The organism is Rhizobium sophoriradicis, assembly GCF_003939025.1.
In the GTDB taxonomy this organism is placed as follows: Bacteria; Pseudomonadota; Alphaproteobacteria; order Rhizobiales; family Rhizobiaceae; genus Rhizobium; species Rhizobium sophoriradicis.
Window position 1 is genome coordinate 54854 of sequence record NZ_RQIH01000022.1, and the last position, 22291, is coordinate 77144.

Sequence of the window (22291 nt, forward strand, 5' to 3'; positions counted from 1 at the left end):
TGCGGATAATTGACTTCCTCACGAGCGGAACAACCGCGTCGCCTGCGTCTCGTGGCGCAGGCTGGCGATATCGGCCTGCACGGTGGCCGAGCCGAGGTCGTCGAGCGACGACGCTGCCGCCCGCCGGGCAACCTCCGCAATGTGCCCTTCAAGGCCGGCCAACAGGGCAACACCGTCCCTCTGCCCGGCGACGCCGAGGCGGATACCGGTCGAAACCGCTTGCGAGGCATAGGCGTGCAGGAAGACTGCGAGCACCTGCTCGGACCCTATACCATGCGCACCGGCAACCGCGCCCACCGCGACGGGATAAGCGGTCTTGCCGGTCAGCCTCTCGAACACTTCGTCCGGCCAAGCCCGGGCCGCCGCTAGGAAGGCGTCTCCGAGCAGCATGGTTTCCTGATGGCGCTCGCGTGATCCGGCAAGCGCCTCTGCGAGTGCGGCAACCTCGGCGAGGCGCGCGGCTTCTGCCTGGCACCGGTGGCTTTCGGCAAGCAGCACCGCATCGTTCCAGATCGCGCCATGGCCGATCAGCGTGCCGATCCACGCCGCAAGCGAGGCCGCATCCGTGACGAGCCCGTCAGCCACCGCCCGCTCCAGCCCTCCCGAATAGGCAAAGCTACCGATCGGAAAGGCCGGCGAGAGCCATGCCGTCAAGCGCAGCATTGCCTGCAGCTCGAAATCCCCAGTCATCGAGCCTCAGTCGTGCTTGTGGCCGTGATGCCCGTGGTGGTGATCATGATCATGATCATGGTCATGGTCATGGTCACATCCCGGCCCATGCACATGGTCGTGGCCGTGTTCATGTTTGTGCTCATGCCTATGGTCATGAGACGCATGACCGTGATCGTGCGAATGGGCGGCATGGGAATGATAAGCACCGCGTGCCGGCTGGAAGGGCTCGTCGATGTCGAGGACGGTGGCGCCGAGGCCCTGCAGCATCGAGCGAATGACATGGTCGCGCAGGATGACGATGCGGTCCTCCTCGATCTGCGCGGCAAGATGCCGGTTGCCGAGATGCCAGGCGAGCTCGACGAGATGCGTGCGGTCGCGTCCGCGAATTTCGAAGAGTTTCTCGTCGGCAGCCAGAATTTCGATCAGTTCGCCATCCTCGCGCACCAGCAGGTCGCCGTTGGCAAAAAGCACCGGGTCCTTGAGATCGAGCATGACCATCTCGCCATTTTCCAGATGCAGCAGCTTGCGGCGCAGATGGCGCAGATCGTGCGGCAGCTTGACCTGGGCGGTCGGATGGGAGGATGGGGTACCGGCGGGAAGATAGGAAGTGACGCGCTGCATGATATGTCCGTATTGCTAAGACGACCATGCAAAATAGCCTTTCCCGATGCAAGCACCAATGGCCTTTTTCTCAGGTCAGGACTTTTATGTCCCGTAAGCCTGCATCACGTTGTCGCCCCTGCCCTTGGCATCGAGCCCATTATCGGCGAGTCCGTGCCAGGCATGATGGAGACCCTCTCGTTCGTGCACGACGGCGCGCCGGTCCACAGCTGCGTCAATTGTAGACACCAACAGATAGTCGCAATGATTGTGGAAGCGGGTTCCATAAGCCGGTTCGAAGTCCGGCCGAGCGGAGCGCGGCAGCCGTCCAGGTGTTGCAGCCGAAGAGGGCGTTGAAATATCCCTCCGCCTCGAAGAACCGGTCGATCTCGCCGTAACCTGCGTTTGAGATCGGCTTCACCTCGCCCGCGTCGCGGACAAAACTATCCGAGATGAAATTGCGCAGCCGCGCCAATTGTTCGTTACCGATATCGAAGGCCATAATGGCCGGCTGCGGCTCGGTGATATGACCGGCGAGATCCACGTGCAGCACCGAACGGTCGATCGTCAGGGCCCGCAACACCGGCATCGGCTTTAGCTCCGACCATGTCGGCGTTTCCAGATAGAAGGCGCGGCCGCCCCAGCCGACGACTAGCCATTCCGCGTTCGGATGGCCGAGCGGAAAGCCGGAATCGTCGAGAAAGGAAAAAGCCGCCCGCGTCTCCTCGTCGAGTGGAATCGCAATATCCGTATGGATCGTTCCCGACAGAAGCAGAATCCGGTGGGTTGCCACCGCGGACGATGCTTCGACCGGTGCGATCAGCGGCCGGGGAATGAAGGTTCCGGCCGTCGCCAGAGCGACGACCAGCAATATGGTCCGCAACATCCAGCGGATGCCTGTTTTCATCGGAACCGTCCGGCGCACGGAACGAGGGGGCCTAGAACAGGAAATAGCGCTGCGCCATCGGCAGCACCGTCGCCGGCTCGCATGTCAGCAACTCGCCGTTCGCCCTGACCTCATAGGTCTCAGGATCGACCTCGATCTCGGGTGTCAGGTCGTTGTGGATCATCGATGCCTTGGAGATGCCGCTGCGGGTATTCTTCACCGCCAACAGTTCCTTCGCAACTCCGAGCCTGCCCTTGAGACCGGCATCGAGCGAGGCCTGGCTGACAAAGGTGACGGAGGAACTGGTGAGGCTCTTGCCGTAAGAAGCAAACATCGGCCGGTAGTGCACCGGCTGCGGCGTCGGGATCGAGGCGTTCGGATCGCCCATCGGCGCTGCCGCGATCGAGCCGCCGAGCAGCACCATGTCGGGCTTCACGCCGAAGGAGGCCGGGTTCCAAAGCACCAGGTCGGCGCGCTTGCCGACCTCGACGGAACCGATCTCATGGCTGAGACCGTGCGCGATTGCCGGGTTGATCGTGTACTTGGCGATATAGCGGCGAACGCGGAAATTGTCGTTGTCGCCTTTCTCTTCCTTCAGCCGACCGCGCTGGCGCTTCATCTTGTCGGCCGTCTGCCAGGTACGGATCGCCACTTCGCCGACGCGGCCCATGGCCTGACTGTCGGACGAGATGATCGAGAAGGCGCCGATATCGTGCAGGATGTCTTCGGCCGCAATCGTCTCCTTGCGGATGCGGCTTTCGGCAAAGGCGATATCCTCAGGGATCGATGGCGACAAATGATGGCAGACCATCAACATGTCGAGATGCTCGGCGATGGTATTGACGGTATAGGGCCGCGTCGGATTGGTGGACGACGGGATGACGTTCGGCTGGCCGCAGATCTTGATGATATCCGGCGCATGCCCGCCGCCTGCCCCTTCCGTGTGGAAGGCATGGATGGTGCGACCCTTGATGGCGCCGATCGTATCCTCGACGAAGCCGCTTTCGTTCAGCGTATCGGTGTGGATCATCACCTGCACGTCATAGTCGTCGGCGACTGAGAGGCAGCAGTCGATCGCGCCCGGCGTCGTGCCCCAGTCCTCGTGCAGCTTCAGCGAAGTGGCGCCGGCCAGCACCATCTCCGTCAGCGCGCCCGGCAGCGAAGCATTGCCCTTGCCGGCAAAAGCGAGGTTCATCGGGAAGGCGTCTGCCGCTTCGATCATCCGCGCGATATGCCAGGGGCCGGGCGTGCAGGTCGTGGCGAGCGTGCCGTGCGCCGGTCCCGTGCCGCCGCCGAGCATGCAGGTCATGCCCGACATCAGCGCTTCCTCGATCTGCTGCGGAGCGATGAAGTGGATATGGCTGTCCATGCCGCCGGCGGTGACGATCTTGCCTTCGCCGGCAATCGCCTCGGTGCCAGGGCCAACGATGATATTGACGCCGGGCTGCGTATCGGGATTGCCCGCCTTGCCGATCGCAGCGATGCGCCCGTTCTTGAGGCCGATATCGGCCTTGTAGATTCCGGAATGATCGACGATCACCGCGTTGGTGATGACGGTATCGACCGCGCCGTCTGCCCGCGTCACCTGGCTCTGGCCCATGCCGTCACGGATCACCTTGCCGCCGCCGAACTTCACCTCCTCGCCATAGGTGGTGAAATCCTTCTCGATCTCGATGAAGAGCTCCGTATCGGCGAGGCGCACCTTGTCGCCGGTGGTCGGTCCGAACATGCCGGCATAGGCGGCGCGCGAGATCTTATAGGGCATCCATCAGACTCCGTAGGAGGAAGAGACAAGCATTTTTCCGCCGAGCCGCCTGAGGCGGCCCGCGGCAATATAACCATCGACAAGCTGCCGTTCGGCGGCAAAGGGGTGCCATTCCCAGCCGGCATGACCGAAGCCGGCCAGCGCCACCTCGGACTCGGCAAATTTGCTCAGTACCTGGGCGATGACGATCATGCCACTGCTCGGCACGACATAGGGGGTGGGCGCAAAGGCCGAAAGAGAGGCATCGACGGCGTCGTGGACCGATTGATCGATCACCACATGCTTCTTGCCGACCTCCGCGCAGAAGGCGCCGAACGCCTCCGTATAGTCGTCGCAGAAATCGTCGAGATCGGGATGCGAGATGGCAAGCGGCGCTCGCATCGCGGCGAATTTTTCCGGGTCACGCACGCTCCAGATTTCGCGGGCCGAGACGACGCCGGGATGAGCGCGCCACTCAGGCGAACTGAGCATCGCCTTGGCCGGCCGGCCGGTGTTGCAGACCGCAACGGCATCCGTGCGACCACCGCCGGCGCCATAGGAGCGGCAATCGTTGAAGCGGATGACGAAATCGGCGGCATCGATTACGCGTGCTTCCGCCTCTGCGACCTCGCCATTGCCGACGATCACGATCTTCTTGATCACCTCAGTTGCCCATCGTCTCTTCGAGCTCTTTCAGCTCTTTGGTGCGCTTGTCCGTTTCTTCTGCCAGGCATCCCGCAACCAGCATCGGCTCCATCGTGCCACCGCGAGCCTGAAAGCCGAAGGCGTCGCATTGGGCGTCGCGATAGTCGATCCAGGCACGTTGCGCTTTCACCAGCGCCTTTTCCGCGCCCTTCATGTCGCCGTCGAGATCCTTGTCGATCGCCACCATGGCGGCGCGGGTTTTCTTGTATTGCTCGTTCAGCGCCTTGTCCGCGGTCTCGTGGCGCGCCGCCTCGCAGGATGTCATATCCGATTGCGTCTTGGGGTTCTGGCAATCGATGTCCTGAGCAAAGGAACTACCCGCCGCCAGCAGCATCGCCGCCCCGATGAGGCAGATGTTCAAACGCATGCATCCCTCCCGTTAAAGCTTGCCCATCACCAGCTGACGGAAGCCGTAGACCTCGCGCTTGCCGGCAAGCGGGATCAGCGTCACCGAGCGCGTCTGCCCCGGCTCGAAACGCACCGCCGTTCCCGCCGGAATGTCGAGCCGCTTGCCGTGCGCCGCCGCGCGGTCAAAGGAGAGGCCGGCATTGGTCTCGGCGAAATGATAGTGGCTGCCGACCTGCACCGGCCGGTCGCCGGTATTGGAAACTTCCAGCGTTACCGTCGGTGCGCCGGCATTGAGTTCGATGTCGCCGGTTGCGGCAATGATTTCGCCTGGAATCATGATGTTCCCCTCAAGCTGCCCTGGGCGCGCAGCCCTCGGCCTTCAGCACACGTTTCGTCGACGCCGGATGTTTGGCGAGCATATCAGTCGGCCGTATGGGCCTGGCAACAAGATTGCCGCCGCAATTCGGGCAGGTGCCCTTCAGCACATCGTCTGCGCAATCGGCGCAGAAGGTGCATTCGTAGGTGCAGATCCGCGCCTCGGTGCTCTCCGGCGGCAAATCCTTGTCGCAGCATTCGCAATTGGGTCTGAGCTCCAGCATTCTATTTCCTCACCGGATCGGCTCGTGCACGGTGACCAGCTTGGTGCCATCGGGGAATGTCGCCTCGACCTGCACATCGTGGATCATCTCGGCAATTCCCTCCATCACCTGATCACGGCCGATCACATGGGCGCCGGCCTCCATCAGCTCGGCGACCGGACGGCCGTCTCGGGCGCCTTCGACGACGAAATCGCTGATCAGCGCGATCGCTTCGGGATAGTTCAGCTTGACGCCGCGCTCGAGCCGCCGCCGCGCCACCATCGCCGCCATTGAAATCAGCAGCTTGTCTTTTTCTCTCGGAGTGAGGTTCATTGCTTGCCCATCTGCTTCATGCTTCGCTTTAGAGATTCCAGACTTTCGGCACAGGCGCACCATTGCGCAAGACGGAAATGACAGGGATCAGGATTTTTCTCAGGGTGAAACCGTCGGCCGCCGCAAGGCGAACGACCAGCTTGTCGCTCCAGGCGCTTGCACCGCCCATCATCCCATCGACGAGCGGCCGGACCCTGCCAAGATAGGCCTCCGCCAGCGGCCCGGCATAAAGCAGCGTCGCAAAGGCCACCTGCCCGCCGAGCACGGCCGGGCGTGCCGAGAGCGCCGCAACACCCTCGGAAAGCCTAAGCTCCTCGGCATGGATCAGCCGGCCCGAGCGGCGGATGCGCCAGCGGTCGCGGAAAAGCCCCGTGTCAACCGTCTCGCCCATGGCCTTGCGGCCGAGCAGCACGGCTTCTACCGCCAGAAATTCGGCAGTGTCGTCGAGATCCACATCGAGCCGGCGGAAGAGCGCCGCCCGGTCGAACAGGATCGTTTCCTGCGGCAGCCAGTCGACACGTGCCCCCACCCCCGCTTCGATGCGGGTCGTCACCCCGGCGACGCCGGCCGAGGCCTTGTAGATCTTTTCGCAAGCCTGGGTGGTAACGTCGATCTTCGTCCCGGCGCCGGCAACGATGCTCCAGTCCATCCGGTCGCCGCCCGTCAGCCCGCCGGCGGTATTGATAATGACGGCTTCCATCGAGGCATCGAACGTATCCGGCAGGCGGATCTTCGCCGCCCCCTCCTGATAGAGCTCACGGATGCGCGTACGGCCGTCGAGCAGTTTTGCTGCCAGATGCCCGCGCCCCTCCGCTCTTTGCGGTCGCGTGGCTGTCGCCACAATCGTCATATCGTTCCTTTCAGTCGCGCCGCCGCTTCCATTCAATCGCGCTGATGACAGAAAGGAAGCAATTCCCATGCCGCCTAGCAAGGACCGTCTGCCCGCGCGGGTGATTGGCAAAGCATTGCGCCGTCTGCCGTAAAAAGCGGCAGCTGCCGGTCAGACGGTCAGATGACGGCGGGCCTCCGGCGTATCCAGCGTCTCGGCAAGTCCTTCATGCACGATCTCGCCGCGATCCATGATGTAGACGTAGTCGGCAAGCTCGCGGCAGAAATCTAGGTACTGTTCCACGAGCAGGATCGCCATGCCGGTGGAATCGCGCAGGTAGCGGATTGCCCGGCCGATATCCTTGATGATCGACGGCTGGATGCCCTCGGTCGGCTCGTCGAGCACGAGGATCCTCGGCCGCGTCACCATGGCGCGGCCGATCGCCAGCTGCTGCTGCTGGCCGCCGGAAAGATCGCCGCCGCGCCGCGACAGCATCGACTTCAGCACCGGGAAAAGACTGAAGATATCGTCGGGAATGTTGCGGTCGCGGCGGCCAAGCGGAGCAAAACCTGTTTCAAGATTTTCCTTGACCGTCAGCAGCGGGAAGATTTCCCGCCCCTGCGGCACGTAGCCGATGCCCTGCTTGGCACGGGCGAAGGGCGGCAGGCCGTTCAGCCTGGTATCGTTGAAGGTGACAGTGCCGGCCGACAGCGGATGCTGGCCGGTGACCGCGCGCAGAAGCGAACTCTTGCCGACACCGTTGCGCCCCAGCACGCAGGTGATCTTGCCCATCTCCGCCTTGATCGAGATGCCGCGCAGCGCCTGCGCTGCGCCGTAATGCAGATTTGCGTTTTCGACTGTCAGCATTCGTTCACCCATTCCCCATCAGTTCATCAGCGTGCGCCTCAGCGTCTGCAGGGCGTACTCCTGTTCTTTTGTTCTTTCGCCGCCGGCCGCGGCCACGTCCTCGGCAATACCGATCAGCTGCTGGCGTTCCTGCATGTCGAGCGCCTTTATCCAGAGATCCCGGAACCGGCGGATCGGATCTTCGGGACTGGTGACATTCTTGGACGCCCACTCGCCGAAAACCAATACCTCTTCCATGTCGCCCGGCCTAATGACACCTTTCATGCGGTTGCGGACGACATCCTTCGCAGCGTCGAGATGGATCGGCTTTTCCTTGGCAAGGCAGAAGAAGAAGGCCACCGCCGCAATCGCCGGATCGGCAATCGATGCCAGCGGCGCTGCCTCCGCCTGCTTGCGAAGCTTTCCGCGCTTATAGGCACCCCGCATACGCTCGACGGAATCGATGATCTCGTTTCCCGCCTCACGCATCATTTTAAAACGCCAATACCAGATGACCGCGCCGCTGATCGCCGCGACCAGAATGCCGAGAAAAGCCATGATGAAACCCCACAATAAACCCGCTCTTTTAGAGCGTCTTCTCTTGTCAGGTTCAAGACTCGAAGTTGCATTCTTCACCGCCCCAGATAGTTCTCGATCACCTTCGGATCCGAACTCACGAAATCGATCGATCCTTCCGCCAGCACCGAGCCTTCCGCAAGGCACGTCACCTTGACGCCGAGGTCGCGGATGAAGCCCATATCGTGTTCGACGACGACGACCGAACGGGTCTTGGCAATATCCTTGAGCAGGATCGCCGTCTCCGCCGTCTCAGCATCGGTCATGCCGGCCACCGGCTCGTCGACGAGCAGCAGCTTTGGCTCCTGCGCCAGCAGCATGCCTATCTCCAGCCACTGCTTCTGCCCATGCGAGAGGTTGGCGGCCAGTTCGTCGCGGCGATGCGTGAGCCGCACTGTCTCCAGGATCTCCTCGATACGCGTCTTGTCTTCGCCGGACAGCCGGTAGAACAGGGTCGAGAACACCCCGCGGCGGCGGTTCAGCGCCAGCTCCAGATTGTCCCAGACCGTATGGCTTTCGAAGACCGTCGGCTTCTGGAATTTGCGGCCGATGCCGAGCTCAGCGATATCGGCTTCGTCCTTCTTGGTGAGGTCGATCGTGCCGTTGAAGAACACCTCGCCTTCGTCAGGCCTGGTCTTGCCGGTGATGATGTCCATCATCGTCGTCTTGCCGGCGCCGTTCGGGCCGATGATGGCGCGAAGTTCGCCCGGTTCGATGACGATCGACAGCGAATTCAGCGCCTTGAAGCCATCGAAGGAAACGGAGACGCCGCTGAGGTATAGCACGCTGGTGGGTTTGACGTCGGGGATCATTGTGCTCACTCCGCTGCCTGGATTTTCGGCTCGATACCGTCTTCCTCAGCCGCCGGCTCGGCAGCGTCGGTAACGGGTTTCCGCCTGACGAGATATTGCGAGATCGTACCAACGACGCCCTTCGGCAGGAACAACGTCACTGCGACAAAGAGACCGCCCAACGCAAACAGCCAGAACTCCGGAAAGAGGCCGGTAAAGATCGTCTTGCCGCCATTGACGAGGATCGCGCCGATAATCGGCCCGATCAGCGTCCCCCGCCCCCCGACAGCCGTCCAGATGACGACTTCGATGGAATTGGCCGGCGCGAATTCGCCGGGATTGATGATGCCGACCTGCGGCACGTAGAGCGCGCCGGCTATCCCCGCCATCATCGCCGATATAACGAAGGTGAAGAGTTTGAAATGCTCGACGCGGTAGCCGAGGAAGCGCGTGCGACTCTCGGCATCGCGTACGCCGACCAGCACCTTGCCGAACTTAGAGCGCACGATCGCCGAGGCGATCGTCAGTGACAGCGCCAGGAAGATCGCGGTCGCGGCAAAGAGGCTGGCACGCGTGCCGTCGGCCTGGATGTTGTAACCGAGGATATCCTTGAAGTCGGTCATGCCGTTATTGCCGCCGAACCCCATGTCGTTGCGGAAGAAGGCAAGCAGCAGCGCATAGGTCATCGCCTGGGTGATGATCGAGAGGTAGACGCCGTTGACGCGCGAACGGAAGGCGAACCAGCCGAAGACAAAGGCGAGCAGACCGGGCACGGCGAGCACCATCAACGCCGCGAACCAGAACTGGTCGAAGCCGTACCAGAACCAGGGCAATTCCTTCCAGTTCAAGAACACCATGAAGTCGGGCAGCACGGGATCGCCATAGACGCCGCGCGAGCCGATCTGACGCATCAGATACATGCCCATCGCATAACCGCCGAGCGCGAAGAAAGCGCCGTGGCCTAGTGAGAGGATACCGCAGAAACCCCAGACGAGATCGAGCGCCAGCGCCAGTAGCGCATAGGTCAGATATTTGCCGAACAGCGCCATGATATAGGTCGGAATGTGCAGCGGATGGCTCGGGCCAGTCGCAAGGTTCAGAACCGGCACCAGGATGGCGACCACCAGCAACAAGGCGACGGCGATAGAGATCCTGCGATCGAGAGACCGGAGAAGGAAGGCCGTTATCATGCTTCCACCGCCCTTCCTTTGAGTGCGAAGAGCCCGCGCGGACGCTTCTGGATGAAGAGAATGATGAGGACGAGCACCAGGATCTTGCCAAGCACGGCGCCGGCGAAGGGCTCGAGGAACTTGTTGACGACACCGAGCGACAAGGCGCCGACCAGCGTGCCCCAAAGATTGCCGACGCCGCCGAAGACGACGACCATGAAGCTGTCGATGATATAGTTCTGGCCGAGGTTCGGCGAGACGTTGTCGATCTGCGAGAGCGCCACGCCCGCCATGCCGGCGATGCCCGAGCCGAGTGCGAAGGTGAAGGCGTCGACCCAGCCGGTGCGGATGCCCATGGAGGAGGCCATGCGCCGGTTCTGCGTTACCGCCCGCATCTGCAGGCCGAAGGCGGACCGCTTGAGCAGCATCAGCAATGTCAGGAACACCACCATCGAGAAGACGATGATCCAGAGCCGGTTCCAGGTGATGACCAGCCCGCCGAAATCAAAGGCGCCGGACATCCAGCTCGGATTGCGAACCTCGCGGTTGGTCGGGCCGAAATAGCTGCGGATTGCCTGCTGCAGGATCAGCGAAACGCCCCAGGTGGCAAGCAGCGTCTCCAGCGGCCGGCCATAGAGATAGCGGATCACCGAACGTTCTATGACGAGGCCGACGAGGCCGGTGAAGAGGAAGGCGGCCGGCACCGCGAAGGCCAGCGAATAATCGGCGAGCGAAGGAAAGGCCGAGGCGATCGTTTCCTGCACCACATAGGTCGTGTAGGCGCCGATCATCACCATTTCGCCATGCGCCATGTTGATGACGCCCATGACGCCGAAGGTGATGGCCAGGCCGATTGCAGCAAGCAGTAGCACCGAGCCGAGCGACAGGCCGTACCAGACGTTCTGGACGACATCCCAAAGCGCCACGTCGCGCTTGATCGAGTCGATCTCGGCCTGGATTGCCGGCTTCAGATCGTCGGGCGCGGTCGCCATCGCCATCGACAGGATCGTCAGCGCATTGCGGCCGCCGCGCGCCGCGACCGTTTCAATCGCGGCCTTCTTCTCCTCGATGCCGGCGTCGCTCTTCAGCACCATCACGGCGCGCGCCGCTTCCATCGTGTTTTTGATCTCGCCGTCCTTCTCGGCCGAGAGGGCCGAATTCAGGAGATCGAGATTGGCGGGATCGGCGTCCTTGAGCATGCCCTCGGCCGCTGCGAGCCGCGCGGAGCGATCCGGGCTCAGCAGCGTCAACTGACTCATTATGGTCGTGATCGTGGTGCGCAGCGCATTGTTGATCTTGACCTTCGACATCATGTCGGGATCGATGTCGGCGACCGCCTCGCCGGTGATCGGGTCGGAATAAGTCGGCTCGTCCTCCGTGCCGCCCTGCACGAGAACGGGGCCGCCTTCCGAATTGACATAGAGCTGGCCGTCGCTCAAGCGCTGCAGGATCTGGCTCACATGCGGATCCCCGGAAGCGACGAGCGCCCGGATGGCCGCATCGCGCTCGGGAAAGCCGCCGACGCCGAGTGCATCGACAAGGGCATGCACATCGTCCTGGGCGCGAAGGCCGGCCACCGGCAGCGTCAGCCCCGAGAGCAGGCACAATGTCAGAAGAAAAATCTTGATGGCGCGAAACATCTTCTCTCTCGACCTGGAGGCGCAGCGGTAAGGACGGAGCTTCCGTCCGGATCGGCTCCGGACGGAAGTCTTCAGGCTGTCAACGGATCGGATCCTTCCTCAGGAGCCCTTGCCGCCGCACTTGCCGGTGGCGACATTGAAGTTGCCGCAGTTGAGGGGCTTGCGCCAATCGGAGATCAGGTCCTTGGAGTCGGGCAGGTAATCCGACCATTCGTCGCCGACGACGGCAGGCGTCTGCTGGACGATTTCGAACTGGCCGTCGGCCTGGATTTCACCGATCAGCACCGGCTTGGTGATGTGGTGGTTCGGCATGACGGTGGCATAGCCGCCGGAGAGGTTCGGCACGGTGACGCCGATGATGTTGTCGAGGACGGCATCGGTATTGGTGGTGCCGGCGGCCTGAACGGCCTTTACCCAGGCGTTGAAGCCGATATAGGCGGCTTCCATTGGGTCGTTGGTCACGCGCTTGTCGTTCTTGGTGAACGCGTGCCATTCCTTGATGAACTTCTTGTTGGCCGGGCTTTCAACCGACTCGAAGTAGTTCCAGGCGGCGAGGTGGCCGACGAGCGGCTTGGTGTCGAGACCGGCAAGCTCTTCTTCGCCGACCGAGAAGGCGACGACGGGAATGTCGGTTGCCTTGATGCCCTGGTTGCCGAGTTCCTTGTAGAAGGGCACGTTGGCGTCCCCATTGATGGTGGAGACGACGGCGGTCTTCTTGCCGGCCGAGCCGAATTCCTTGATCTTGGCGACCTCCGTCTGCCAGTCGGAGAAACCGAACGGCGTGTAGTTGACGAGAATGTCTTCCTTCGGAATGCCCTTGGATTCGAGATAGGCCGCAAGGATCTTGTTGGTTGTGCGGGGATAGACGTAGTCGGTGCCTTCAAGCACGAAGCGCTTCACGCCCTCGGTGTTCATCAGGTAGTCGACCGCCGGAATCGCCTGCTGGTTCGGAGCAGCACCGGTGTAGAAGATGTTGCGCGAGGATTCCTCGCCTTCATACTGCACGGGGTAGAAGAGCAGCGAGTTCAGCTCTTCGAAAACCGGCAGCACCGACTTGCGCGAGGACGATGTCCAGCAGCCGAAGACGGCGGCAACCTTGTCCTTTTCGATCAGCTCGCGGGCCTTTTCGGCAAACAGCGGCCAGTCGGAAGCCGGATCGACGACGATGGCTTCGAGCTTCTTGCCGAGAAGACCGCCCTTCTTGTTCTGCTCGTCGATGAGCATCAGCATGGCGTCTTTCAGCGTGGTTTCGGAAATCGCCATCGTGCCGGAAAGCGAATGCAGCACGCCGACCTTGATGGTGTCATCGGCCGCGACCGCGCCATTTAGGGCGGCCGACGCCGCCATGACGGCGCCGAGTGCAGCACCCGTGATAGTGGATTTGAGATTCATATGGTTGATCCCCTCTCTTGTTCCGCAACAGGCCGGAAACGGAGTTAACTGTTGCCGAGGCGACTATCGGGTGCCGCATCGCAAAAACACATACGCAAAATGACGTAGGCGCAGGAGGTAAACGGGCAGGCCGAAAAGCAAAGGGCATCCCGCGACCGGGATGCCCTCCAGCTATGACACGGAAATCAGTCGCCGATCGTCAAAGTGACCGATGTCGGACCATAGGAGAGGCTCGCCCTGTGGCCGGAGATGGTGAACTTGCCGAAGCTGCCGGTGACGTTGGATGCCTTCAGAATCTCGATCGTGGTTCCGGGCGCCGGGGTGAAGCCGTCGGCAAGCGTGACGTCGAGGTCGCCGGCGAGCTCCGCCTTGCCCTCGACAACGAGTGTGCCGGCACCGTCCGCGCCAATCGCCAGCTTCACGACAGCATTGGAGGTCTGCTGATAGTCGCCACCCACGGTCAACGGCTTGTCGGCGGCGAGAACCAGCGAGCCACCATTGACAGTCAGCCCGCCGGTGCCGAAGGCCGAAGACGAGCCGGCGACCAACACGCCCTCTTCCAGAACCGTGCCGCCCGCATAGCTGTTGGCGCCTGACAGGCCGAGGATGCCGCTGCCGCTCTTCACCAGCCTGCCCTTGCCGGCGATGTCGTTGCGCCAGGTGTCGATTGCACTGAAGCCACCCTTGGCCGCATCCATCGTCACGCTTACATCCTGGTCGAAGGCGCCGTAACCGTCGGCTGCGGCGAACAGGTTGAGGCGGCCGTACCCTTCGGCGTCGTCGATGAGCGGATAGCCAGAGGCGATCGCCGTCGTCTTCAAAACCTCGCGGCGCTGTTCGCCGTCGAGATAAGGCAGACGGGTCTCGAGCAGCGCTTCGGCGCCCTGCGGCACGCGGGCCGGCTGATCGGTCGCATGGATCGTCGGCAGGCCGTAGCTCAGACGCTGCAGCACGTAAGCGCGATTGGCGTCATGATCGGCAAAACGGTCTGCGGCAAGCGGCGCGGCATGGGCGGCGACTTGAAGCGCCCCCGCATCCTGGACGCCCGACTTGGCGATCAGCCACGACTGCGCCTGGGCATAGCCATCGCTCTTCAGCGCTGAATTGTCGGCCTTGTTCAGATTGTAGACGACCGTCGCGGTGCCGAGCATGCGGCCGCCCATCACGTCGAGCGGAGAATGCATGCCGGAAAGGATGCGATCCTCGCCCAGTTCGCTGGCGCGCGTAATCATTTCCTGAAAGCGCTGCGGCACGAGATAGGCCATGGCGAGCGCATCCCGCCACGCTTCCGCCGTATGCCCGCTCGGGAAACCGCCGTCCTCGACCGGCTTGCCGCTCTTGGCGGGCACCAGGGTCGGGACAACCGACACGTCCTGGCTCCAGCGATACGGACGGCCATATTTAAAATAGCGCTTGGCGGGTTCCGTCGAGCCGTCAGCGCTTGCGGCGTTGATGAAGTCGATCGCAAGCCCCATGTCCGGGTTGGCATCGGTCTTGTTTTCCGGATCCGGCTTGCTGCCGGCGCCGCGATTATTGCCCTTGTCGTCATATTTGACCGTCGTCGCGTCGGCCGCCACCTCGGTGATCGTGGTGGTCTGCTTGGAGCCGGCCTTCCAGGCATCCGTCAGCGGGCCGAGGCCGTCGACGATGCTGGCATTCTTGCCGCGCCGGTCGTCGAGATAGGCGGCGACCGCCTGCTCGGCCGTCCGCGCCCGCGTCGCCTTGACGACATAAGCGATGTTCGCATCATGAACGAGCTTGTTGACGATCTGGCCGTCGGTTTTGCTGAAAGGAATGCCGTCCCAATCCGTCTTGGCGACCGCCGGGCAATTGTCCTTGGCCGGCGCTTCGACGCCCGCGTCGACAAAAGGCGTGCGCGGGGTCCAGACTTCGAGGAAGCCGGAGAGAAGGTGAACGGCGGCATTGGTGTCGGCAGTCGAAAAACAGGCGTCACCGCGTTTGTTGGTGTTTCCGGCCTCGACGTAAGGTGCTTTCGCCGCCGTGGCCTGCTCGGCGCCAGCAAGCGACGGCACGATCGAAACGAGGCAGACGAGAGCAGTGCTCAGGCGGAAAAGGCTTGAAACAGACATGGATGATACCTGAAATGGTTGAAGGAACGGCGGGAGAGTTAGAGGGCGAGTGTGACAGAGCGGCTTCAAAAATATGGCAGTTCAGTGAATCTGCCAGTGCTCCGCCCTTGCCTTTCTCACCCATACCGCCAAAACTGTTCCGAGACGATTAGGCCAACCGGAATGTCGAAAGGAAGACATGGCAGCGCGCCAACGCATCATTCCGGTAAGACGCGAATATAATCGCTGGGTCGCCAACCAGACGCTGGAAGATTACGCGCTGCGTTTCACCGCAAAGAGCGCCCGCCACTTCTCCTCGCAGCGCATCGCGCAGACGGCGATCGGCGCGATCTCCTTCCTGGCGCTCGAGGCGATCGGCGGCGCCATCACACTCTCCTACGGCACCACCAACGCCTTCTACGCCATCATCGTCGCAAGCATCGCCATGCTGGCGATCGGCCTGCCGATCAGCCGCTACGCCATCCGCCACGGCGTCGATATCGATCTGCTGACGCGCGGCGCCGGTTTCGGCTATATCGGCTCGACCATCACCTCGCTGATCTATGCGAGCTTCACCTTCATGCTGTTTGCCATCGAGGCCTCGATCATGTCCGGCGCGTTGGAACTGACGCTCGGCATTCCGCTCTGGATCGGCTATATCGTCAGCGCCGTCATGGTGATCCCGCTGGTGACGCACGGCGTGCGGCTGATCAGCAAGTTCCAGCTGATGACCCAGCCCTTCTGGATCGTGCTGAATATCCTGCCCTTCCTCTTCATCGCCTTCATGGACTGGGAAAAATTCGATCTCTGGCGTGCCTTTGCCGGCATCCGCCAAACCTCCGGCCCGCCAGGCACGGTCGCCGCGTTCGATCTGGTGCAATTCGGGGCAGCCTCGGCCGTCATCCTGGCGCTGATGTCGCAGATCGGCGAACAGGCCGATTTCCTCCGCTTCCTGCCGCCGGAGCCGCGGCGCAAGTGGCGCCATCGTCTGGCCGTCTTCCTTGCCGGACCCGGCTGGGTCGTCATCGGTGCGCCGAAGCTGCTTGCCGGTTCCTTCCTGGTCGTGCTGACCCTGGCCTCCGGCGTGCCGGTCGATCGCGCCGCCGACCCGGCGCAGATGTATCTGACCGCCTTCGGCTACATGGTCCCCTGGCACAATGCCGCGCTGCTGCTGATGGCCGCCTTCGTCGTCGTCTCGCAGCTGAAGATCAACGTGATGAATGCCTATGCCGGCTCGCTCGCCTGGTCAAACTTCTTCTCGCGGCTGACGCACAGCCATCCCGGCCGCGTCATCTGGCTGGTCTTCAACGTCGCGATCGCCCTGCTCTTGATGGAACTCGGGATCTACCGGCTGCTGGAGGAGACGCTTGGCATCTTTTCGATCATCGCCATGGCCTGGCTGTGCACGATCTTCGCCGATCTCTTCATCAACAAGCCGCTTGGGCTCGCTCCGCCCGGCATCGAATTCAAGCGCGCCCATCTCTACGACATCAATCCGGTCGGCCTCGGCGCCATGACGCTGTCGGCAACAATATCGCTGATCGCTCATTTCGGCGCCTTCGGCGCTATCGCCGCCTCGCTCGCCCCCTATATCACCCTCGTCATAGCGCTTATCGCCTCGCCGGCGCTCGCCTTAGCGACAAAAGGAAAATTCTACCTCGCCCGCAAGCCGCGCCAGAGCTGGAAGAACCTGACGAGCATCACCTGCTCCGTCTGCGAACATCCTTTCGAGCCGGAGGATATGGCGTGGTGTCCGGCCTATGCCGCGCCGATCTGTTCGCTCTGCTGCTCGCTCGACAGCCGCTGCCACGACATGTGCAAACCGGCCGCCCGTTTCAACGCGCAGGTCGGCACCGTCGCCAAGGTGCTGCTGCCGGAAACCATTCTGGGCAAGCTGACGACGCGCCTCGGCCGCTACGGCATCGCCGTCGTCCTGGCCTTGACCGCCATCGGCGCGATCCTGGCGATGATCGCCCATCAGGTCGCCGCCGCCTCCCCCGAGACGGCTGAAGTCGTCAACCGCACCATCCTCATCGTCTTCTTCGTCTTCTCGGTGATCGCAGGCGTCGTCTGCTGGTTCTATGTGCTCGCCCATGACAGCCGCGTCGTCGCCGAGGAAGAATCCTCGCGCCAGAACACGCTGCTGCTCAAGGAAATCGCCGCCCACAAGAAGACCGACGCCGCCCTGCAGAATGCCAAGGAGACGGCTGAGGCCGCCAATCGCGCCAAGAGCCGCTATGTCGTCGGCCTCAGCCATGAACTGCGCACGCCGTTGAATGCCGTGCTCGGCTACGCCCAGATCCTCGAGCGCGACGAAACCATTCCTCCGCCGCGCCAATCCTCGATCAAGGTCATCCGCCGCAGCGCCGAACACCTCTCCGGGCTGATCGACGGACTGCTCGACATCTCCAAGATCGAGGCCGGCCGCCTGCAGGTCTATTCCAACGAGATCAACATCCAGGATTTCCTCGACCAGATCGTCGAGATGTTCCGGCCGCAGGCGCAGGCAAAGGGGCTTGACTTCGTTCACGATCGCTCGCCGGCCCTGCCGCAATTCGTCCGCACGGACGAAAAACGGCTGCGCCAGATCCTCGTCAACCTGCTCTCCAATGCCATCAAGTTCACCGACGAAGGCAGTATCACCTTCGATGTCGGCTATCGCAGCCAGGTGGCGACCTTCACCGTTGCCGATACCGGCCGCGGCATCACAGAGAAGGACCTGCCCCGCATCTACGAACCCTTCCAGCGCGGCGAGGCCGAAAGCGTGCGGCCGATGCCGGGTCTCGGGCTCGGCCTCACCATCACCCGGCTTCTGACCAACACTCTCGGCGGCGAGATTTCAGTCTCGAGCGTGAGGGACGAGGGTTCGACATTCCGCGTGCGGCTGATGCTGTCGGCCGTCATGCGCGCCGCCGCCCCGCCGCAGGAAAAGCGCATCGTCGGTTATGACGGTTCGCGCCGCACTTTGGTTGTCGTCGACGATAATGAAGATCACCGCGAAATGATGCGCGAAATCCTGGCACCGCTCGATTTCATCGTTCTGACGGCGGCAGGCGGCGCCGAATGCCTGACGCTGATCGACGGCATTATGCCGGATCTCTTCCTCGTCGATATCCTGATGCCCGGCATGACCGGCTGGCAGCTCGTCTCGCGCCTGCGCGAGGCCGGCCAGACGGCGCCGATGGTGATGCTTTCGGCCAATATCGGCGATGCGGCCGTTCTGAGCGACAGTGACGACAGCCACAATGATGCGATCGGCAAGCCGGTCGATATCCGCCAGCTGCGCGACAAACTCGCCCTCCATCTCGGCCTGAAATGGATCTATGCCGACGACGCCCCCGCCATTGTGGAAAAGACCGAAGCGTCGATGCTCAGTCCTGGCCCGGCCCATGTGCAGGAATTGCTGCGGCTCGGGGAGATTGGCTATATCAGAGGCATCGAAGCCAAGCTTTCGGACCTTGCCAAGCTGGAGGCAAATCGGCCATTCACGGAAGAGCTTCGCGCCTACGTCGCCGCCTTCGACATGGGCGGCTTCATGACCTTCCTGCACGACTTCGACGAAAAGGTGGAATCCATTGGCTGAGCCGGCCCTGCCCCGTGACATCGTTCTGCTTGTCGACGACTCACCCGAAGCGCTCGGTTTCCTGGCCGATGCGCTCGAGCAATCCGGCTTTTCCGTGCTTATCGCCACATCGGGCACGGCAGCGCTCGGTATCGTCGAGCGCATCACGCCCGATCTCATCCTGCTCGACGCCGTCATGCCCGCCATGGATGGCTTCGAGACTTGCCGCAGGCTGAAGGCGAATGTCGCTGCGGCGCAGGTGCCTGTCATCTTCATGACCGGCCTGACCGAGACCGAGCATGTCGTGCATGCGCTGGAATCCGGCGGTGTCGATTACCTCAGCAAACCGATCAATATCGACGAGCTGCGCGCCCGCATTCGCGTCCATCTCAGAAATGCCCGCTCGACCCAGAGCGCCCGCGTCGCCCTCGACGCCGCCGGGCGCCATCTGCTGGCGGTCAAGGGCGACGGCGCGATCCATTGGTCGACGCCGCAGGCAACGCGCCTTGTCAATGCCGCCATGGGCAGCGACGACGGGATGGAAATCGTCGTCCGCCATATCGCCGGCTGGATGCGCGACCGCGTCGCCGCAGCGCGCGACGGCATCATCTCGATCGCCCATGCCGGCCAAGCAGCGCTGCAGCTCGCCTTCCTCGGCGCAATCGGCCCTGACGAATATCTCTTTCGCCTCACTGCCGCCAATCCGCGCAGCGACGACGAGATGCTGCGCCAGCGCTTCTCGCTCACCCAGCGCGAATCCGAAGTGCTGCTCTGGATCGCCAAGGGCAAGGCCAACCGCGACATCGGCGAAATACTGGGATTGTCGGCGCGCACGGTGAACAAGCATCTCGAACAGATCTATGTGAAGCTCGGCGTCGAAAACCGCGCATCGGCCGCCGTCAAGGCGACCCATGTGCTGCACGAGATGTGAGCGATAAAGCGGCGCATCAAATTTGATTAATGCGACGCGCTTTAGCTCTTTGTTTTTATGCATGTCGTTGTCCCCGAACCGCTGCACTTTTCCAGGCGACAAGGTATTAACGGCATGGGATCGCCGCCGCCGAAATTGCCGAGGATCTTCGCGGGACGGCCGCAGCAGGTCGGTGGCCCTGCGGCGAACAGAAATTGAAACCTTCGTAAAACAAAGAAGCCCGGTCGGAACCGGGCTTCAATCTCATATCCCAAAAGGGAAGTTATGCTTACATGCCCTGCGGGACGTAGGTGTACTTGCCGTCCGCGCCCTTCTTCCATTCGTACATGATGTAACCAGGAATCTTCGGGTCGCCCTTTTCGTCGAACGAGATATCGCCGAGAACCGTCGGGAACGGACCCTTTTCCTTCATCGCCGTGGCAACGGCCTCAGGATCCACCGAACCGGCAGCCTTGGCGGCACCTGCGATCGCCTGCATCGCAGCATAGGAGTAGAGCGTGTAGGCTTCCGGGTTGAAACCGGCGGCCTTGAACTTTTCGACGAGTTCCTTGTTTGCCGGGTTCAGCGTCGGGTCGGGACCGAAGGTGTTGAGGGTACCGGCAACGGCGTCACCAGCGATCGAAGCCAGCTCGTTCGAAACGATGCCATCGCCCGAAACCAGCGTTGCCTTCAGGCCCTGGTCGGCGGCCTGACGGATGATGAGACCGGCTTCGGTGTGCAGGCCGCCCCAATAGATGATCGAGACGCCGGCTTCCTTCATCTTGGCGATGAGGGCCGAGAAGTCCTTGTCGCCGACGTTGATGCCTTCGTACATGACTTCGGTCACGCCGGCAGCATTCATCGCCTTCTTGGTTTCGTCGGCAAGACCTTGACCGTAGGGGGTCTTGTCGTGAACGACGGCGATCTTTGCATCCTTGAAGTGGTCGGCAAGATACTTGCCGGCGATGGCGCCCTGCTGGTCGTCACGGCCGCAGGTACGGAACGTGTTCCAGAGACCGCGCTCGGTGAACTTCGGGTTGGTAGCAGCCGGGGTGATTTCGAGAATGCCGTTTTCGGCATAGACTTCCGAAGCCGGGATGGAAACGCCCGAGTTGAAGTGACCGATAACGAACTTGACGCCGTCAGCAACGAATTTGTTGGCGACCGAAATGCCCTGCTTCGGGTCGGAGACGTCGTCGCCGAGCTCGATCTTGATCTGCTCGCCGTTGATGCCGCCGGCAGCGTTGATATCGGCCGCCGCCTGCTCGGCACCCTTCTGAAGCTGCGCGCCGAAAGCGGCGTTCGGGCCGGTCAGCGGACCAGCGACAGCGATGAGAACGTCGGCCCAGGCGTTGCCGCTGAAGGCGACCATCGCCGTCAGAGCCACTGCCGACAGAAGAGACTTCTTCATATTGTTACTCCCAATTTTTGGGCGGGTTCCGGTCCAAGGCCCGGCGCATTACCCACCATTGACTGCGCCAGGAAAGCTGTTCCACTCTGAAGGCAATTCATGCCTAGTTTCAACGGACTGTCAATGTTTGTCCTTCCACGAAAACGCGGAAGTTTTTTCGTACAGCCAGTAATAGTTGTTGACCATCTGATTGGTGCGGCGATAGCGGAAGCCGGCCGTCGAGAAGACGAGCAGCGTCACGAAATCGATGCCGTAATAGAGGGCGCTGAGCATCGGTCCGTTGAACAGGGCGTGGTGCAGGAACTGCATCGCCCAGGCAAGCAGGAAGGTATAGACGACGACCAGCGGATAATTGTTCCAGCCGTCGGCAACCGCCTTGCCGGCCCGCCAGGCCGTCCAGAAGCCGATCAGCACGACGAGCGTACGGATGACGATCCGAACGCCGATATCGCTTTCGAAGAAAAGACCCTGCATATCAAACTCTCCCTTCGACTAATGTCTTCCGCCTTCGAGATAGGCGGCGCGAACCTCGGGATTGGCGAGCAGTTCCTTGCCGGAGCCGCTCATCGTCACCTTGCCGTTCACCATCACGTAAGCGCGATGGGAAAGCCTCAGCGCAGCGAATGCATTCTGCTCGACCAGGAATACGGTTAGCCCTTCCTGTTCGTTGAGCTTGCGGATCGCCTCGAAAATGCCCTTGACGATCAGCGGCGCAAGGCCGAGCGAGGGTTCGTCGAGCAGCAGGAGCTTCGGGCGCGCCATCAGCGCGCGGCCGATCGACAGCATCTGCTGCTCGCCGCCCGAGAGCGTGCCGCCGCGCTGGGCGTGGCGTTCCTTGAGACGCGGGAAGAGCGTGAAGATCTTCTCGACGTCCTCGGCGAAATATTTGAGATTGTCGAGGCCGGCGCCCATCTGGAGGTTTTCCAGGACCGTCATGCGCGGAAAGATGCGGCGTCCCTCAGGCGACTGCGCGATCCGCAGGCGCGCAATCTCGTGTGTCGGCAGCTTGGTGATATCGCGGCCCTCGAAGACGACCACGCCCTTGCGGGCCTGTGGACTGCCGCAAATCGTCATCATCAGCGTCGACTTGCCGGCGCCATTGGCGCCGATCAGGCTGACGATCTCGCCCTTGTTGACCTGAACATCGATGCCGGCCAGCGCACGGATATTGCCGTAATAGGTTTCGACGCCATTCACCTGAAGGAGCGGTTGGCCCGTCATTACTTCGCC

General features: G+C 62.2%; 22 protein-coding genes and 1 pseudogene. 2 read left to right on the forward strand and 21 right to left on the reverse strand.

Annotated elements, in window-relative coordinates; translation table 11 throughout:
* Positions 1–18 precede the first annotated feature (18 nt).
* The 18 genes and pseudogenes from EFR00_RS29050 to EFR00_RS29135 all read right to left on the reverse strand — a co-directional run bounded on the left by EFR00_RS29050 (position 19) and on the right by EFR00_RS29135 (position 15199).
* Positions 19–690, reverse strand: a complete 672-nt coding sequence (locus tag EFR00_RS29050) for an urease accessory protein UreF (protein WP_077990066.1) — start codon at positions 688–690, stop codon at positions 19–21.
* Positions 691–696: 6 nt separating this feature from the next.
* A complete protein-coding gene (gene ureE, locus EFR00_RS29055) occupies positions 697–1293 on the reverse strand; it encodes an urease accessory protein UreE (RefSeq protein WP_077990065.1) in 597 nt (198 codons plus the stop codon).
* A gap of 84 nt (positions 1294–1377) precedes the next feature.
* Positions 1378–1503, reverse strand: a pseudogene (locus EFR00_RS33760) (GGDEF domain-containing protein); the annotation flags it as partial.
* Positions 1504–1507: 4 nt separating this feature from the next.
* Positions 1508–2179, reverse strand: coding sequence for a TIGR02117 family protein (locus EFR00_RS29065; RefSeq protein ID WP_077990064.1), 672 nt, complete (start codon positions 2177–2179; stop codon positions 1508–1510).
* Between the two features lie 31 nt (positions 2180–2210).
* Positions 2211–3923 carry an urease subunit alpha gene (gene ureC, locus EFR00_RS29070; RefSeq protein WP_077990063.1) on the reverse strand — a complete coding sequence of 571 codons (1713 nt, stop codon included), beginning with the start codon at positions 3921–3923 and terminating at the stop codon, positions 2211–2213.
* A 3-nt stretch (positions 3924–3926) separates the two neighbouring features.
* Positions 3927–4550: a Urease operon accessory protein gene (locus EFR00_RS29075; protein WP_179363868.1), complete on the reverse strand. Its 624-nt coding sequence runs from the start codon at positions 4548–4550 to the stop codon at positions 3927–3929.
* Positions 4551–4566: 16 nt separating this feature from the next.
* Positions 4567–4974, reverse strand: a complete 408-nt coding sequence (locus tag EFR00_RS29080) for a lysozyme inhibitor LprI family protein (protein ID WP_039621643.1) — start codon at positions 4972–4974, stop codon at positions 4567–4569.
* A 12-nt stretch (positions 4975–4986) separates the two neighbouring features.
* Positions 4987–5292 carry an urease subunit beta gene (locus EFR00_RS29085; RefSeq protein ID WP_038690840.1) on the reverse strand — a complete coding sequence of 102 codons (306 nt, stop codon included), beginning with the start codon at positions 5290–5292 and terminating at the stop codon, positions 4987–4989.
* Positions 5293–5302: 10 nt separating this feature from the next.
* The gene (locus EFR00_RS29090) at positions 5303–5554 is read right to left on the reverse strand and encodes a DUF1272 domain-containing protein (RefSeq protein WP_077990061.1); all 252 of its coding nucleotides are present in this window, start codon (positions 5552–5554) and stop codon (positions 5303–5305) included.
* 9 nt (positions 5555–5563) lie between these two features.
* A complete protein-coding gene (locus tag EFR00_RS29095) occupies positions 5564–5866 on the reverse strand; it encodes an urease subunit gamma (protein WP_003561955.1) in 303 nt (100 codons plus the stop codon).
* 28 nt (positions 5867–5894) lie between these two features.
* On the reverse strand, positions 5895–6716 hold the full coding sequence (locus tag EFR00_RS29100) for an urease accessory protein UreD (protein WP_077990060.1): 822 nt from the start codon (positions 6714–6716) through the stop codon (positions 5895–5897).
* 150 nt (positions 6717–6866) lie between these two features.
* Entirely contained in the window at positions 6867–7562 is a 696-nt protein-coding gene (gene urtE, locus EFR00_RS29105) for an urea ABC transporter ATP-binding subunit UrtE (protein ID WP_003581844.1), read from the reverse strand.
* 18 nt (positions 7563–7580) lie between these two features.
* The gene (locus EFR00_RS29110) at positions 7581–8099 is read right to left on the reverse strand and encodes a hypothetical protein (RefSeq protein WP_039623453.1); all 519 of its coding nucleotides are present in this window, start codon (positions 8097–8099) and stop codon (positions 7581–7583) included.
* A 74-nt stretch (positions 8100–8173) separates the two neighbouring features.
* Positions 8174–8929: an urea ABC transporter ATP-binding protein UrtD gene (urtD, locus tag EFR00_RS29115; RefSeq protein ID WP_077990059.1), complete on the reverse strand. Its 756-nt coding sequence runs from the start codon at positions 8927–8929 to the stop codon at positions 8174–8176.
* A gap of 5 nt (positions 8930–8934) precedes the next feature.
* On the reverse strand, positions 8935–10098 hold the full coding sequence (gene urtC, locus EFR00_RS29120; protein ID WP_077990058.1) for an urea ABC transporter permease subunit UrtC: 1164 nt from the start codon (positions 10096–10098) through the stop codon (positions 8935–8937).
* Positions 10095–11717 carry an urea ABC transporter permease subunit UrtB gene (urtB, locus tag EFR00_RS29125; RefSeq protein WP_077990057.1) on the reverse strand — a complete coding sequence of 541 codons (1623 nt, stop codon included), beginning with the start codon at positions 11715–11717 and terminating at the stop codon, positions 10095–10097. The genes urtC and urtB overlap by 4 nt, the downstream gene beginning before the upstream one ends.
* 99 nt (positions 11718–11816) lie before the next feature.
* On the reverse strand, positions 11817–13109 hold the full coding sequence (urtA, locus tag EFR00_RS29130) for an urea ABC transporter substrate-binding protein (RefSeq protein ID WP_077990056.1): 1293 nt from the start codon (positions 13107–13109) through the stop codon (positions 11817–11819).
* 185 nt (positions 13110–13294) lie between these two features.
* Complete coding sequence (locus EFR00_RS29135; RefSeq protein WP_077990055.1) at positions 13295–15199, reverse strand: acid phosphatase; 1905 nt, start codon at positions 15197–15199, stop codon at positions 13295–13297.
* A gap of 178 nt (positions 15200–15377) precedes the next feature.
* On the opposite strand from EFR00_RS29135, the gene EFR00_RS29140 reads away from it, so the two are divergent.
* Entirely contained in the window at positions 15378–18761 is a 3384-nt protein-coding gene (locus EFR00_RS29140; protein WP_077990054.1) for a hybrid sensor histidine kinase/response regulator, read from the forward strand.
* Positions 18754–19671, forward strand: a complete 918-nt coding sequence (locus EFR00_RS29145) for a response regulator transcription factor (RefSeq protein WP_077990053.1) — start codon at positions 18754–18756, stop codon at positions 19669–19671. The genes EFR00_RS29140 and EFR00_RS29145 overlap by 8 nt, the downstream gene beginning before the upstream one ends.
* Positions 19672–19939: 268 nt before the next feature.
* Here EFR00_RS29145 and EFR00_RS29150 read toward each other — a convergent pair whose 3' ends face one another.
* The 3 genes from EFR00_RS29150 to EFR00_RS29160 form a co-directional block, all read right to left on the reverse strand.
* Positions 19940–21061 (reverse strand): branched-chain amino acid ABC transporter substrate-binding protein, encoded by a 1122-nt coding sequence (locus tag EFR00_RS29150; protein ID WP_038690865.1) that lies wholly within the window; start codon positions 21059–21061, stop codon positions 19940–19942.
* A gap of 120 nt (positions 21062–21181) precedes the next feature.
* Positions 21182–21535: a DUF6867 family protein gene (locus EFR00_RS29155; RefSeq protein WP_038690867.1), complete on the reverse strand. Its 354-nt coding sequence runs from the start codon at positions 21533–21535 to the stop codon at positions 21182–21184.
* Positions 21536–21553: 18 nt separating this feature from the next.
* Positions 21554–22282, reverse strand: coding sequence for an ABC transporter ATP-binding protein (locus EFR00_RS29160; protein WP_038692754.1), 729 nt, complete (start codon positions 22280–22282; stop codon positions 21554–21556).
* Positions 22283–22291: the final 9 nt, after the last annotated feature.